This is a genomic window from Prosthecobacter gellanilyticus (assembly GCF_007992435.1).
GTDB classification, from domain to species: Bacteria; Verrucomicrobiota; Verrucomicrobiia; order Verrucomicrobiales; family Verrucomicrobiaceae; genus Prosthecobacter; species Prosthecobacter gellanilyticus.
Genome location: NZ_BKAG01000004.1, coordinates 68,252 through 81,200, shown reverse-complemented (window position 1 = coordinate 81,200; position 12,949 = coordinate 68,252). Strand labels below are relative to the sequence as shown.

Below are 12,949 nucleotides of genomic sequence, written 5' to 3'. Positions count from 1 at the left end.
TCACTTGTGACGGCGGATGACGTAGCCAACGAATAGCAAAAAGCACATCAGCAGAATGATGAGCTCAAGGGGGTGGCTCATCCAGTAGGGTTGCTTGACGGCATCTGACTCTTTGGATGCGGGCTTCGGCTCCTCGGCCTTGAAAATATCTTCCACAGCATACCCCGTGTCATAGAGGTAGTCGGGTTCGCTCATCGAAAAAGGAACCTGCGTCATCAGATCATCCTGCGCATAGGTGGCTTCGATGCTCCCCAGCGGACCCGTCTGCCGCCAGATGTCAAAGCCGAGCCACACATCCGCCAGCACAGGCTTGGCCTCCTGCGTGAAGACAATGTCCACATAGCGCACAGGATAGTCTGCCTCCGCTGCGATGTGTTTTCCCTCTACCGCAGGCCAGACGCACTCAAAGGGGCTTGCCGTGCCCAGCGTGGCCTCTTTCTCATTCACTTGCACCTGGATGTGCTTGTTGAGGTAGTCGAGCAAAGCAGTCCTCGAAGACTCGATCTCAACCTGGTCGATCTGCCGGTCGTTGTTCGCATCCATGCCAGGCGCGAAGCGTGTGAGGCTCAGCAGGTTGAAGGTGAAGCGCATCTCCACCCTCTGCCGCTCCACCTTCACCTTCAGATAGCTGATGTCCGAGGGATGCGCCCGCGCCGTAGGAATGACGAATGACGAAGCAAGAATGACGAAGGCCCATAGCAGCCAGCCGCAGCGGTAAGGCGCTGAAAGATGGGGACTGGGGGCAGTGAGCATGAAACAAATGACAGCAGAAGTAATGAAGACGCAAAAGAGCGGATTCACCGGCGTTCTCTTCCGCCCCATGAAACCTCTCCAACTGCTCCTTTCTCTCAGTCTTCTCTCCTCGGCAGCCCTCGCCGCCGACTACTCCCGCGTCATTTTTGCCGATGATTTCTCCGGCGAGGGTTTTGGCAAGGCCTGGGGCCACTACAAAAGCTCCAGCGTGGTGAAGGACGGCATGCTTGTGGGCATCACGGCTCCGACCTCCGATCACAGCGCGGTGGATAACATCCGCCTCGAGGGCGAGCGCGACCTGGAAGTGACGGTGAAGTTCCGCTTCGTGAGCGACAAGGCGAAGAGCTTCAATGTCTGGTTTGATGACAAGAACTACAAAGGTTCCCACGCCGGTCACATCTGCCAGGCCACCATCAGCCCCACCGGCGTGCAGGTGGCAGATGCCAAGACGGGCGGCTTTGATCTCGCCAATGGTCTCTATGACCGCAAGAAGGCCAACCAGCTCACCGAAGATGAAAAGAAGATGCTGGCCACGAAGGTGCAGCGCTTCCCGGCGAAGCTCACGCTTCAAGACTGGCACACACTGGTGGTGCAGACCGAGGGCGATGAGATCCGCGTCAGCATCGACGGACAAGCCGTGGGAAGCTTCAAGTCTCCTGGCATCAATCATGACACCAAGAGCCTCGTCAGCCTGACCACGAACGCCATCGACGTGCATTACGACGACTTCAGTCTCAAGGGTGTGGCCAAGCCCTGATGCCTCATGCGTCTGCTTGCTGCCATCTTCTGCCTGATCACCCTCAGCGCTCCCGCTGCGGAGCGCTGGGTTTATCTGGACAACGATCACGTCCGACTCGGCGTGAACATGAGCGCCGGGGCCTGCGTGGGCTGGTTTTCCCACTCCGGCTCCAAAGATAATTTGCTGAATGCCTATGACGTGGGCCGCTATCTCCAGCAGTCCTACTATGGCGACACGGATGGCAGCGACTGGAACGGCAAACCCTGGCGCTACAATCCCGTGCAGGGCGGCTCTTGGAAGAACGAGCCGGCGCTCGTGCTGAATTCTCGCGAATCACCTAACGAAATTTACGCCAAAATGCATCCACGCCATTGGGCCACGGGTGCTCTTCTCAAAGAAGTCACGTTGGAGCAGTGGCTGCGTCTCGAGGGCGGCTTGGCTCGTTTGAAGTTCAAGATGAGCTACAGTGGGGACAAAGAGCACAAGCCCTATCACCAGGAGCTTCCGGCGCTCTTTGTGAAGCCTGCGCTCGATACCCTGGTCTACATTAGCAAGGACGGCCAGCTCACCCGCAAGCAACCCGGCTTTCCAAATGAGATGATCCAGTTCAGCGAGCCCTGGCTGGCCTGGGTGGATGCCAAGGACAGCGGCCTCGGCATCCTCTGCCCGCATGCGCACGAAGCCACCTGCTACCGTGTGCGCGAGGGGAACAAGGGCGATGTCAGCTACGCCGCGCCACTCCAGACCTTCGCGCTGAAGCCTGGCCTCGTTTTTGAATACGAAGTCGTGCTCGCCATCGGCAATGTGGAGCAGATTCGCAGTGTGTTTGGCAAACTGCGGGAAGCCTCAAGCTCCCGGTGACACCACATCCTTGTCATCCTGTAGATAGGTCCGGCCTTTGTAAAACATGGCGACGAAGACGAATATCACCGTGGTGACGGCCATGCACTTGACAAAGAACCAGTAGTACCCAGCGCCTGTTAGGCTGCTTGCGATACCAGCTTTCTCAATCGACTTGTTGACCAACGAGGTGAAGGTGTTGCCCAAGCCGACACCGAAGTAATACAGCGCCATGATGAAGGACTTTAGCCGCGCAGGAGCCTGTGTGTAACTGAACTCAAGAGAGGTAATGGAGATCATGATCTCCGCCCCTGTGATCAAGACATAGGCGAGTACCTGCCACCAAATGCTCGGTTTTTCGCCGGCGGCAATCCAGCTCTCCACCAAGGCCGGGATTACAAAGGAAACTGCGGCCACAGCAAAGCCGATGCAAATCTTCCGCAGTGGAGTGAGCTGATAGACACGGTTGGTCCACGGATAGATTACGAGGGAGAAAAGAGGGATCATCACCAGCACTAGCAGCGGGTTCACTGCCTGGATCTGGTCAGGCAGCACCTCGATTCCAAACATGTGCAGGTCCATTCTCGTTGCTTGCGCCACCCATCGAGAAGCAGTTTGATCAAAGAGGCTCCAGAACATGGCAATGAAGAGGAAGATCATCACCAGTCCTGCCAGAGAACGCAGCACCGCAGGCCGAAGGAGCTCTTCCATGAACATTTTCGGTTGAGGGGGAATGTGGGCGAAGCTGTTCCTTCCCATCCAAAACATGACCGTTGCAATGAACATGAGGATCCCCGGCACCCCGAAGGCTACATGAGGCCCGTAGTGCTTCATCAACCATGGAGTCAGCAGGGTGGAGAAGAACGAGCCAAAGTTAATGGAGAAATAAAACCAGTTATAGATCCTGGGCAACAAACGTGAATTTCCGGAACCAAATTGATCTCCAACATGAGACGCGACACAGGGTTTGATTCCGCCAGCACCGAGCGCCACGCACGCAAGACCCCAAAACAGGCCGGTGCGTGTATGATCAATGGCCAGAATGAGATGTCCCAGGCAGTATAGCATGGAGAGGGAAATGATCGTTCGATACTTCCCTAGCCATAAGTCCGCGATCAATCCACCAATGAGCGGTGTGTAGTACACGGCCGCCATGTAGTAATGCATCCACGTCGAAGCCTCGGCTTCACTCATGATATCCTTGGCTCCACCATGAGTCATCAATGACTGGGTCATGAAGATCATCAGGATCGTCCGCATCCCATAGAAGCTGAACCGCTCCGCCAGCTCGTTGCCGATGATGTAAGGGATGCCGGGCGGCATCGTGGTCAGGGGGGCGGGGCTGGTGCGGTAGGACATGCGATTGTTAGGGCAGGAGCAAGAACGGCCCCAGGTTGTTCAATATAGTGGAAAAAGTGTCAATATTTAAGATTTGGTATGAAAGCCAATCTCTCGCTTGGGTTTGCCGGGCGGTTCTGGTGGCAGCGTAAGCAGCGGACGTAGCTTCTGGTAAATGTCCCGCAGTGAAGCATCATGAATGAGCAGGGTATGGTCGATCTCCGCCAGCCGCTTGAGGATCGTCTGGTTGGCTGCCAGCTTTTCCCGGATCTCAACGAACGCCCGGATGACATACACACTCATCGCCACCGCTCGGTCACTGTTCAAAATCGAGGCCGCCATGAGGGCTCCATGCTCGGTGAAGACTCGAGGTGGATATCGCCTGCCGCCATGCTCTGAACTTGAGGTCACAGATTGTGACCTCAAGTGAAGCCATTCCTCCCCTGAGAGCACGAAGGAGAAATCATCAGGGAACCTGGAGAGGTTTCTCTTTACCGCCTGATTGAACGCCTTGGTGGGCACTTCATACAGAGCCGCCAGGTCAGAATCCAGCAGCACACGCTGCCCGCGCACAGTGATAATGGGTATTTCCAAGGTCTTTTTCGCCGCCATCTCTGATTCACACCAAAAATTCCGTGTATTGACAAGCTCTCCCTGGCTCTGGCACCGCCGTTTCCGAGGCCCGTCAAGGGACTTAATTTCTCCCCTCAAAACTCTTCATCTTGCTGCGGTCGTCACGTCTCGCTAACTCAGCGTTTCCAACCCGGCGCGCCGCGCCACAACCCCTTTCCTCCAAATGTCTGCCGCTGCTGAACTGAACATCAATGTCGCCCACGTCGAACGCGTGGCGAAGGAACTGAACATCAAGGCCATCCAGGTCGGTGCCACCGCCAAGCTGCTCGCCGATGGTGCCACGGTGCCCTTCATCTCCCGCTATCGTAAGGAAGCCACCGGCATGCTGGACGAGGTGCAGATCCAGAACGTGAAGGACCGCATGGAGCAGCTGGTGGTCCTGGATGACCGCCGCGCCGCCATCGTGAAGTCCCTGGAGGAGCGCAAGCTCATGACGGACGTGCTTCGCGCGAAGATCGAGAAGGCCGAGACGATCAACGTCCTGGAAGACATCTTTGCCCCCTTCCGTCCAAAGCGCCGCACGCGTGCCACGATCGCCAAAGAGAAAGGTCTGGAGCCTCTCGCCGACTTCATCGAGGCGAACATGCTCACCGCCGGTGCGGACCTCGCTTCCGAAGCTGCGAAGCTGGTGAATCCAGATCATGAGAATGAAGAGCTGCGCGTGAAAGATGCGAACGATGCTCTTGCCGGTGCTCGCGATATCATCGCCGAGCGCATCAGCGACAATGCCGAGGCTCGTGCGGCTCTGCGTAAGCTCTTCGCCGATCAAGGCACCGTGGTTTCCAAGGTCATGTATGGCAAAGACAAGGACGAGGAAGCACAGAAGTTCCGCGACTACTTCGACTGGACCGAGCCGCTCAAGTCCATCCCCAGCCACCGAATGCTGGCCATCCGCCGTGGTGAGAAAGAAGGCTACCTGCTCATGCGCATTCAGCCGCCGGAAGAGACCGCTGTGCAGATCGTCACCATGATGTTCACGAAGGGCGGCAATGCCTGCACCGAGCAGATGAAGCTAGCCAGCGCCGACAGCTACAAGCGCCTGCTCAGCTCCAGCATGGAGACCGAGTTCCGTCTCGACTCCAAGAAGAAGGCGGACGCGGATGCCGTGAAGGTCTTCGCCGACAACCTGCGCGAGCTCCTCATGGCCGCACCTCTCGGTCAGAAGCGTCTGCTCGGCATTGACCCAGGCTTCCGCACCGGCTGCAAAACCGTGGTGCTCGATGCGCAGGGCCAGCTTCTCTTCAATGACGTCATTTATCTGCTCGGTGAAGGCAACAGCCTCATGCACGCGAAGACTCTCGTGCTGAACTTGGTCGAGCGCTTCAAGATCGAAGCCATCGCCATCGGCAATGGCACCGCCAGCCGCGAGACCGAAGGCTTCATCAACAAGATCGGTGTGCCAAAACACATCCCCGTCATCATGGTGAATGAAAGCGGCGCCTCCATCTACAGCGCCAGCGAGGTCGCTCGTGAGGAGTTCCCGAACCATGACGTCACCGTGCGTGGCGCCGTCTCCATTGGCCGTCGTCTCATGGATCCTCTCGCGGAGCTTGTGAAGCTGGATCCAAAGTCTATCGGCGTGGGCCAGTATCAGCACGATGTGGATCAGAAGCAGCTCAAAGACGGTCTGGACAACATCGTCATCAGTTGCGTGAACAATGTCGGCGTGGAGGTGAACACCGCCTCGAAGCAGCTCCTCAGCTATGTGTCCGGCCTGAACAGCACGCATGCGGCAAACATCGTGGCCTTCCGCAATGAGAACGGCCCGTTCAAGTCCCGCAAAGACCTCATGAAGGTCCCGCGCCTCGGTGACAAAGCCTTTGAGCAGGCCGCGGGCTTCCTGCGCATCCGTGATGCCGGTCATCCGCTGGACTCCAGCGCCGTGCATCCAGAGCGCTATCCGCTGGTGGAAAAGATGGCCGCTGACCTCGGCTGCACCGTCGCCGAACTCATGGGCAAGGCGGACCTTCGCCAGAAGCTCGACTTGAAAAAGTATGTCAGCACGGACGTCGGTCTCCCGACGCTGCAGGACATCATGAACGAGCTCGCCAAGCCTGGTCGCGACCCGCGTAAGCAGTTTGAAGTCTTCAAGTTCCAGGAAGGTGTGAACGAGATGAAGGACCTGCAGGTGGGCATGAAGCTCCCCGGCGTGGTCACGAACGTCACCGCCTTCGGTGCCTTCATCGACGTTGGCGTGCACCAGGACGGCCTGGCCCACGTCAGCCAGCTCAGCGACAGCTTCGTGCGTGATGCTGCGGAAGCCGTGAAGGTCGGCCAGCGAGTCATGGCCACGGTCATGGAAGTCGATATCCAGCGCAAGCGCATCGCCCTCAGCCTGAAATCGAAGCCTGACTTCGAGCGCAAACAGGGTGGCGGAGGTGGCGGCGGACCACGTCCCGCAGGCCAGGGTGCTGGTGGCGGCCAGGGTCGTCCCGGCGGCGGTGGTGGTCAGGGCGGCGGCAATCGCTCCGGCGGTGGCGGCTTTAACAACAACCCCTTCGGCAATCTCGGCGGCGGCGGCAGCAGCGGTGGAGGTGGTGGCGACTGGTTCAGCGCCGCCTCAGCCAAAGGCAAGAAATGATCGTTTGTTAGGCTCTTTATCAAGGGCGAGGAGAGGCATGGAGCAGCCGTGCCTCTCCGGCGCGCATGCGCTGACTTTTCATTCACAAGTCATTCAGTGCGCACACAGATGCGCCGCGCTCAATCCCTCTCGACGGCGCTGCCAGGTCTTCGAATTTCAGAAAGGCCTTCCGATCTAACTCAACGGAAAGGTCACCTCTTCACAGGCCCGGCGGCCGCTTGGACACTGGCTTGCCGCCCACCTTCTTGGCGTTCCCCTCGGGCTTGTTCGGGTCAAAATACTCACCACCGGCGATCTGGATCAGGCCCTTGTCCGTCTGCTGCATCATCGGGCGGCCGTTCTTCTCGTCCGAGTAGTAGGCCAGCTTCGCCAGCTTGCCGTCCGGGGCCACCACGGCATAGGCAAAGACATGCGCCTGTGCCATGAAGAGGACGTTAAGCTGGTTCTGTGAGTCCAGGGTGATCTGCGGATCATGGATCATGCTCAGCGGGCCCAGGCGATACGTATTCAGCCTCGTCTCCGTGCGGTCATCGATCAGCCGCACATAGAGGGACGTGCTGTCAAAGTCGCGGAAGATATGGAGTGCATAGCGGCGAGCGGCGCCCGCGTCCTTCATGCCCTCGGGCACGCCGAAGCTGCGCTCCCACATGGGCTTGTTGTCGATGATGCTGAAGCGCGTGCGGTCGCTTTCATAGTGGGTGCCGCTCTTGGAATCCAGGATGCGCGCCTTGATCGCATAGTTGCCCATGTCGGCGGGGGCGTACGCATTCGTGACCACCACCTTCTGCTGCACCGTGCCACCGGCGGGCACCTGCAGCAGGTCAGAGCCGTCCACATCCATCTGCGCCAGGGAGTTGCCAGCGCCGCTCAGAATTTCAAAGGAGAGCCAGTCTGCGCGTCCCGGGCCACCGAGCACGGCCGTGGTGCCGCTGCGGTTCGTGATCTGCACGGTCGCGGTGATCCCCTCCAGCGCCATGAAATTGGAGCGCGGCAGCTTCAGGGAGATTTCATACTGGCCACGGGCCTGGACGGCGCAGAGGCAGAGGGTCAGAAAGACAAAAAAACGCATGGCGGGGGGAATCGGGGGGGATTTGCCGGGATTGAAGCCAAAAACCGGGCAAAAGGGAATACTAAAGTGAAGGGGCACCTGACCGGTCGGAAATGGACCGGGACAGATGCCCCCAGAGGAATGTCGAAACGAAGCCTTATACCAGGCACTCCGCGATCTGCACCGCGTTCAGCGCCGCGCCTTTCAGGAGCTGGTCACCGACCACCCAGAAGGACAGGCCGTTGTCCAGGGCGCAGTCCACACGGAGACGGCCTACCGCGCAGTTGTCGCGTCCGGCGATGTCCAGGGCCAGTGGGTAGACCTTGCCAGCAGGATCGTCCAGCACGTCCAGGCCGGGGGCCTTGCTGAGCACCTCGCGGGCGGCTTCCACCGTCACGGGCTTTTCGAACTCGGCGCTGATGGCGATGCTGTGGCTGCGGAAGACGGGGATGCGCACGCAGGTCACGGAGGCGCGGAAGTCCGGGTGATGCATGATCTTCCGGCCCTCGTTCTCCATCTTCATCTCCTCTTTCGTGTAGCCACTCTCGAGGAAGCTGTCCACGTGGGGGATGGCGTTGAAGGCGATCTGGTGCGGGTAGACGTGCGGCTTGCTGTCCAGCTTGGCAGCATCCCAGGCGCGGTTCTCAGCGGCCCATTCGCGGGACTGGTTCGCCAGTTCCTCGATGGCCTGCGCGCCCGTTCCGGACACGGCCTGATAGCTGCTGGCAAAGATGCGCTTCACGCCGAAGGCCTGATGCAGCGGATACAGCGCCATCAGGGAGATGGCGGTGGTGCAGTTCGGATTGGCGATGATGCCCTTGTGGGTCTTCACGTCTGCCGCATTGATCTCCGGCACCACCAGCGGGGTGCTCGGGTCCTGGCGGAAGTAGGAGGAATTGTCCACCACCACGGCTCCGGCCTTCACCGCATGCGGGGCGAAGTCGCGCGAGATGCCGCCGCCCGCGCTGAAGAGGGCGATGTCCACACCGGCAAAGCTGTCTGGAGTGAGCTCTTTAATGGTCACGTCCTCACCTTTGAATTTCATCTTCTTTCCGGCGCTGCGGGCGCTAGCGAGAAGGGTGAGCTGGCCGACGGGGAAACCGCGCTGTTCCAGACAGCGCAGCATTTCCACACCCACCGCTCCGGTGGCGCCGACGACCGCGACATGCTTGAGATTGCTCATGGTCTTTGTCTGATGTGTGTTTGTTGCTTGGGTTTGGGAAGGGGCGTTTTGGCTAAAAGACCCCGAAAAAGGGCGCGCAAACTAGGGTCGATCTCCAGGAATGCAAGGACGGGGCGGGCCTGCCGGAAATCCGCCCCTGGGCAGGCACGGACCGCACCCAACCCGCCCGTCTGGTGTTGAAGATTCCCGCCATGAAGCTTCCACCCCTTCTCCTGCTCGCCCTCACCCTGGCCAGCCCGATCTGCCTTCTCAGCCAGTCCGCAGATGCACCGATCGACTTTGACAAGGCCAGGCAGCTTTTTGAAAAGCGCCAGGGTGGCGGCACCCTCAGCGAGGAGGAAACCGCCTATGTCCGCAAGGCCATGGCGACCCGTGAGAGCGAGGGCAAAGGAGGCCAGCAGCCCGGCGAAGCCATCGACTGGCCCCGTGCGCAGGATCTCATCCGCCGGGAGCAGGGCGGTGAAAAGCTCAGCCCCGAGGACCAGAAATACCTCGACCGCGCCAAGGAGATGCGCCGCCGGGCTGGAGGTGGTGGTGGCAGTCCAGGTGGTGGTGGCCGTGGCGGCCAGGCGAACCAGCGCAAGGCCCCGGAGTCCATGACCCCGCTGACGGACATGACCGCCGAGGCCCGCTACGAGGGCGAGGACGGCGGCCTCTATGGCAAGGGCAGCAACGAACCTCCTGCGGAGCTGCAAAAGTCCGCCGAGGCAGCCCTGGCCCAGATCCAGCCCCTGAATGCCGAGGGCAAGCCGGCGGCGGACGGCAAGGTCGTCTTTGTCTCCATCAGCATGTCAAACGCCACCCAGGAGTTCTCCGTCTTCAAGCGCATTGCGGACGGGGACCCGCGCAAGTCAGGCAAGCTCACCATCGTGGACTGTGCCCAAGGTGGCCAGACCATGGCCGCCTGGGCACCTCCAGACGGCCGCCCCTGGCCGGAAGCCATGCGGCGGCTGGAGACGTCCGGCGTCACACCGCAACAGGTGCAGGTGGCCTGGGTGAAGCTGGCCAATGCCGGCCCCTCCGGTGCCAAGACCGACCATCTCAAAATCCTGGAGGCAGACACCATCAAGGTCCTGCATAACCTTAGAGACCGCTTCCCGAACCTGCGCATCGCCTACCTCGGCAGCCGCATCTACGGCGGCTATGCCACCACCGGCTTGAACCCCGAGCCCTACGCCTATGAGGGCGCCTTTGCCGTGCGCCACCTCATCCAGCAGCAGATCAGCGGAGACGAGGCCCTGGCCACCGCCAAATCACCCCTGCTCCTCTGGGGCCCCTACCTCTGGTCCGAAGGCGAGAAAGGCCGCAAGACCGACGACCTCAAATATGTCAAAGACGACTTCGGCGGCGATGGCACCCATCCCAGTGACCCAGGCCGCCAGAAAGTGGCCAAGCAACTGCTCGAGTTCTTCGCCACGAGTCCGTTGTCAAAAAGTTGGTTCGCCGAAAAGTAAATGATCAGAGTGACGCCCGCGCCCGCTCACGTTGGGAGCCCCGCCTTTAGGCGGTCAGGGTGCACTGGAGCAACGAGCCCCCCAGCACCTTTGGAGCGCGAGTGCCCCCACTCCAGACCTTTCATCCGCCCCGCAAGGCCGAACGCCCAACTCCGGACTCCGACTTCAGCCTTCCGGACTACTCCTCCGCCTTTTTCTTCTCACCCTTCTTTTTGTTAGCCCCCTTCGCCGCCGGCGGTGGAGGTGCAGGCAGATCATCTCCCGGTTGATTCGCAAACCGCCACGGATCCTCCAGTCGACGCATCTCAGACAGCAGCAGCGCCTGCATCTCCTTCAGCTTCTCCGCATGCGCGGGGTCTGCGGCCAGATTCGTCTGCAGTGGTTCCTTCCTGCCGTGCTCCTTCAGATACTCCTCCGGGTTCACCGCCAGATTGAAAAGCTGCGTCTCCTTCACCCCACGGTCCGGGGCCTCATACTGCACCAGCTTCCAGTCACCCTGCTTCACCGTGCGCATGCCTGGTTTGCTGCCACCGGCATAGGCCCCATAAAGCACCTCGCGGATCACCTTCTTCTGCCCTTCCAGCACCGGCTTGAAGCTTGTGCCCTCATTGCTCTCTGGCGCTTGAATCCCCGCCAGATCACAAAGCGTGGCCAGGATATCCAAAAGGTAAATGTTTCCCTCCACACGTGATCCGGCCTGGATGCCCGGGCCTTTCACGATGAAGGGCACGCGCCACGCATGCTGATACAGGTTCTGTTTCCCCATCAGCCCGTGGTGGCCGATCGAGATGCCGTGGTCCGCCGTGTAGATGATGTAGGTGTTCTCCAGCTCGCCCATCTCCTTCAGCTTCTCCAGCACGCGGCCGATCTGGATGTCAATGTTCTCGCTGCACGCATACTGGCGGCCGATCTCATTGCGGATGCTCGCCTCATCACGATGCTTCCACACCCCGCTCACCTCCACCTCGTCACGCACATCGATATGCGTGTTATCAAAAGGGTGCTTCGCCAGATAGTTGTCCGGCAGCGGCGGCTGTTTTGAATGCTCTGAAGGCGGCGTGTTCGGATCCGTGTGGTTCGTCGCGCCATATTTCGCCAGCAGTTCCGGCCTTCCATCACGCGTGTCATGCGGATGTGAGAACCCGAAGTCGATGAGGAAAGGCTTCCGCTCCGTGTCCTTCGTGGCCGCGCGCTCATTCAGGTAGTTCATCACCTGGTCACCATGCCAGGTGCTGCCACTCTCGTTGTCGCCGCCGCGCTTCGTCGCATCACGGCGCACGGTGAATAGTTTGTTAGCCGCCTCGTAGCTGTTGCCCATCTTGCACGTGCGCATCGTCGCATAGCCAGCACGGTTAAACACGGCTGGCATTGTGTTCTGCTCCAGGTTCGGCGGGCTCGTCTTCGCCCCCCACGGCGAGACCGGCAGATGCCACACCGTGCGCCCGCACATGATCATGTGCCGCGAAGGCGTGCACACCGCGCCCATCGAAGATCCCATGTGATACGCCCCATCGAAGACCATCCCCTCCTTCGCCAGCTTGTCCAGGTTCGGCGTCTCCAGCGTCGACTTCGGGTTATACATCTTCAGATCAAACGCCGACTGGTCATCCACCAGGATGAAAAGAATGTTCGGCCGCGCCGCGAGGCCCGAGGGTGCGGAAAGCATCAAGACTCCAAACACAGCCAGGAGAGTCAAAACAGGTCGGAAGAAACACATGCGCTCTCAACGGCCCAGGCACCCCGAATACTTCACCGAAATCGCAATACCTGCCGCGAGCATCCCACACCTTTACTTCGCACTTTGCGCATTTGCCTCCCTGTCCCGCTTCTGCGCTGCTTCGTGGATCAGTTCCTTCGCCTTCTTGAGCCTCTCCGGCCACACAAAGCGCGGTGCCTTCGCCGGATCATACCCTTCCAGATGTCCCGTGAGCCTTGTCACAGGCTTCGTGTACTTGAGCTGCGTGTCACCAAACACCTCACGGCACAGCGCCGCCAGCCCAGGATCATACTCCAGCAGCTCCGCGCGCGTGTTCACCTGGTTGTGATCGTGATCATTCTCGCGGTTGTTATCGAACCACGACTGCACGCCCTCGGCGAAATACTCGTGATGATTCACGCTTGCATACTTGCCCTTCCACAAGCCCGCCTTCATCGCCGCTTTATAAGCAGCCTTTACACGCGTGTCAAAGGTCGCATCCACATTCGCCATGCCACGCAGATGAATGTTGTGCGCGAACTCATGGATGAAGATGCATTCGGTCGGGTAAGGATCGCCTTCATACCCCAGCAGATTTTCTTCCGCGCAGGAGCAGAAAGGATCCGTGGCGCTGCCGCCCATGCCACGCGCCCGCGCATCACGATAATCCTTCGCCGGACCTCA

At 59.8% G+C, this 12,949-nt stretch carries 11 protein-coding genes; 4 read left to right on the top strand and 7 right to left on the bottom strand.

What is annotated here, in order from left to right; genetic code table 11:
- A complete protein-coding gene (locus BGE01nite_RS04425; RefSeq protein ID WP_146849058.1) occupies nt 1-753 on the bottom strand; it encodes a hypothetical protein in 753 nt (250 codons plus the stop codon).
- Between the two features lie 67 nt (nt 754-820).
- On the opposite strand from BGE01nite_RS04425, the gene BGE01nite_RS04420 reads away from it, so the two are divergent.
- Entirely contained in the window at nt 821-1,510 is a 690-nt protein-coding gene (locus BGE01nite_RS04420; RefSeq protein WP_146849057.1) for a hypothetical protein, read from the top strand.
- A gap of 6 nt (nt 1,511-1,516) precedes the next feature.
- The gene (locus tag BGE01nite_RS04415; protein WP_146849056.1) at nt 1,517-2,353 is read left to right on the top strand and encodes a hypothetical protein; all 837 of its coding nucleotides are present in this window, start codon (nt 1,517-1,519) and stop codon (nt 2,351-2,353) included.
- Here the strand turns inward: BGE01nite_RS04415 and BGE01nite_RS04410 are convergent.
- Together BGE01nite_RS04410 and BGE01nite_RS04405 are read right to left on the bottom strand one after the other, a co-directional pair.
- Nucleotides 2,339-3,691 carry a POT family MFS transporter gene (locus BGE01nite_RS04410; protein ID WP_146849055.1) on the bottom strand — a complete coding sequence of 451 codons (1,353 nt, stop codon included), beginning with the start codon at nt 3,689-3,691 and terminating at the stop codon, nt 2,339-2,341. The genes BGE01nite_RS04415 and BGE01nite_RS04410 overlap by 15 nt on opposite strands.
- Before the next feature lie 66 nt (nt 3,692-3,757).
- Nucleotides 3,758-4,282 carry an ORF6N domain-containing protein gene (locus BGE01nite_RS04405; RefSeq protein WP_146849054.1) on the bottom strand — a complete coding sequence of 175 codons (525 nt, stop codon included), beginning with the start codon at nt 4,280-4,282 and terminating at the stop codon, nt 3,758-3,760.
- Between the two features lie 184 nt (nt 4,283-4,466).
- Between BGE01nite_RS04405 and BGE01nite_RS04400 the strand changes: the two genes are divergently transcribed.
- Entirely contained in the window at nt 4,467-6,884 is a 2,418-nt protein-coding gene (locus tag BGE01nite_RS04400) for a Tex family protein (protein ID WP_146849053.1), read from the top strand.
- A gap of 199 nt (nt 6,885-7,083) precedes the next feature.
- Here the strand turns inward: BGE01nite_RS04400 and BGE01nite_RS04395 are convergent, their stop codons facing one another.
- Complete coding sequence (locus tag BGE01nite_RS04395; RefSeq protein WP_146849052.1) at nt 7,084-7,953, bottom strand: hypothetical protein; 870 nt, start codon at nt 7,951-7,953, stop codon at nt 7,084-7,086.
- A 136-nt stretch (nt 7,954-8,089) separates the two neighbouring features.
- On the bottom strand, nt 8,090-9,115 hold the full coding sequence (locus BGE01nite_RS04390) for an aspartate-semialdehyde dehydrogenase (protein WP_146849051.1): 1,026 nt from the start codon (nt 9,113-9,115) through the stop codon (nt 8,090-8,092).
- Between the two features lie 191 nt (nt 9,116-9,306).
- Between BGE01nite_RS04390 and BGE01nite_RS04385 the strand changes: the two genes are divergently transcribed.
- The gene (locus BGE01nite_RS04385; protein ID WP_146849050.1) at nt 9,307-10,569 is read left to right on the top strand and encodes a hypothetical protein; all 1,263 of its coding nucleotides are present in this window, start codon (nt 9,307-9,309) and stop codon (nt 10,567-10,569) included.
- Nucleotides 10,570-10,747: 178 nt separating this feature from the next.
- Here BGE01nite_RS04385 and BGE01nite_RS04380 read toward each other — a convergent pair whose 3' ends face one another.
- Both BGE01nite_RS04380 and BGE01nite_RS04375 read right to left on the bottom strand, forming a co-directional pair.
- Nucleotides 10,748-12,286, bottom strand: coding sequence for a sulfatase family protein (locus BGE01nite_RS04380; protein WP_146849049.1), 1,539 nt, complete (start codon nt 12,284-12,286; stop codon nt 10,748-10,750).
- A gap of 72 nt (nt 12,287-12,358) precedes the next feature.
- Entirely contained in the window at nt 12,359-12,907 is a 549-nt protein-coding gene (locus BGE01nite_RS04375) for a hypothetical protein (protein WP_146849048.1), read from the bottom strand.
- Nucleotides 12,908-12,949: the final 42 nt, after the last annotated feature.

What these genes read in the sequence shown, in the direction of transcription:
- BGE01nite_RS04415 (WP_146849056.1), top strand. Translation starts at nt 1,517, where the DNA reads ATGCGTCTGCTTGCTGCCATCTTCTGCCTGATCACCCTCAGCGCTCCC.
- BGE01nite_RS04400 (WP_146849053.1), top strand. Translation starts at nt 4,467, where the DNA reads ATGTCTGCCGCTGCTGAACTGAACATCAATGTCGCCCACGTCGAACGC.
- BGE01nite_RS04420 (WP_146849057.1), top strand. Translation starts at nt 821, where the DNA reads ATGAAACCTCTCCAACTGCTCCTTTCTCTCAGTCTTCTCTCCTCGGCA.
- BGE01nite_RS04375 (WP_146849048.1), bottom strand. Translation starts at nt 12,907, where the DNA reads ATGGGCGGCAGCGCCACGGATCCTTTCTGCTCCTGCGCGGAAGAAAAT.
- BGE01nite_RS04385 (WP_146849050.1), top strand. Translation starts at nt 9,307, where the DNA reads ATGAAGCTTCCACCCCTTCTCCTGCTCGCCCTCACCCTGGCCAGCCCG.
- BGE01nite_RS04390 (WP_146849051.1), bottom strand. Translation starts at nt 9,115, where the DNA reads ATGAGCAATCTCAAGCATGTCGCGGTCGTCGGCGCCACCGGAGCGGTG.
- BGE01nite_RS04395 (WP_146849052.1), bottom strand. Translation starts at nt 7,953, where the DNA reads ATGCGTTTTTTTGTCTTTCTGACCCTCTGCCTCTGCGCCGTCCAGGCC.
- BGE01nite_RS04410 (WP_146849055.1), bottom strand. Translation starts at nt 3,691, where the DNA reads ATGTCCTACCGCACCAGCCCCGCCCCCCTGACCACGATGCCGCCCGGC.
- BGE01nite_RS04405 (WP_146849054.1), bottom strand. Translation starts at nt 4,282, where the DNA reads ATGGCGGCGAAAAAGACCTTGGAAATACCCATTATCACTGTGCGCGGG.
- BGE01nite_RS04380 (WP_146849049.1), bottom strand. Translation starts at nt 12,286, where the DNA reads ATGTGTTTCTTCCGACCTGTTTTGACTCTCCTGGCTGTGTTTGGAGTC.
- BGE01nite_RS04425 (WP_146849058.1), bottom strand. Translation starts at nt 753, where the DNA reads ATGCTCACTGCCCCCAGTCCCCATCTTTCAGCGCCTTACCGCTGCGGC.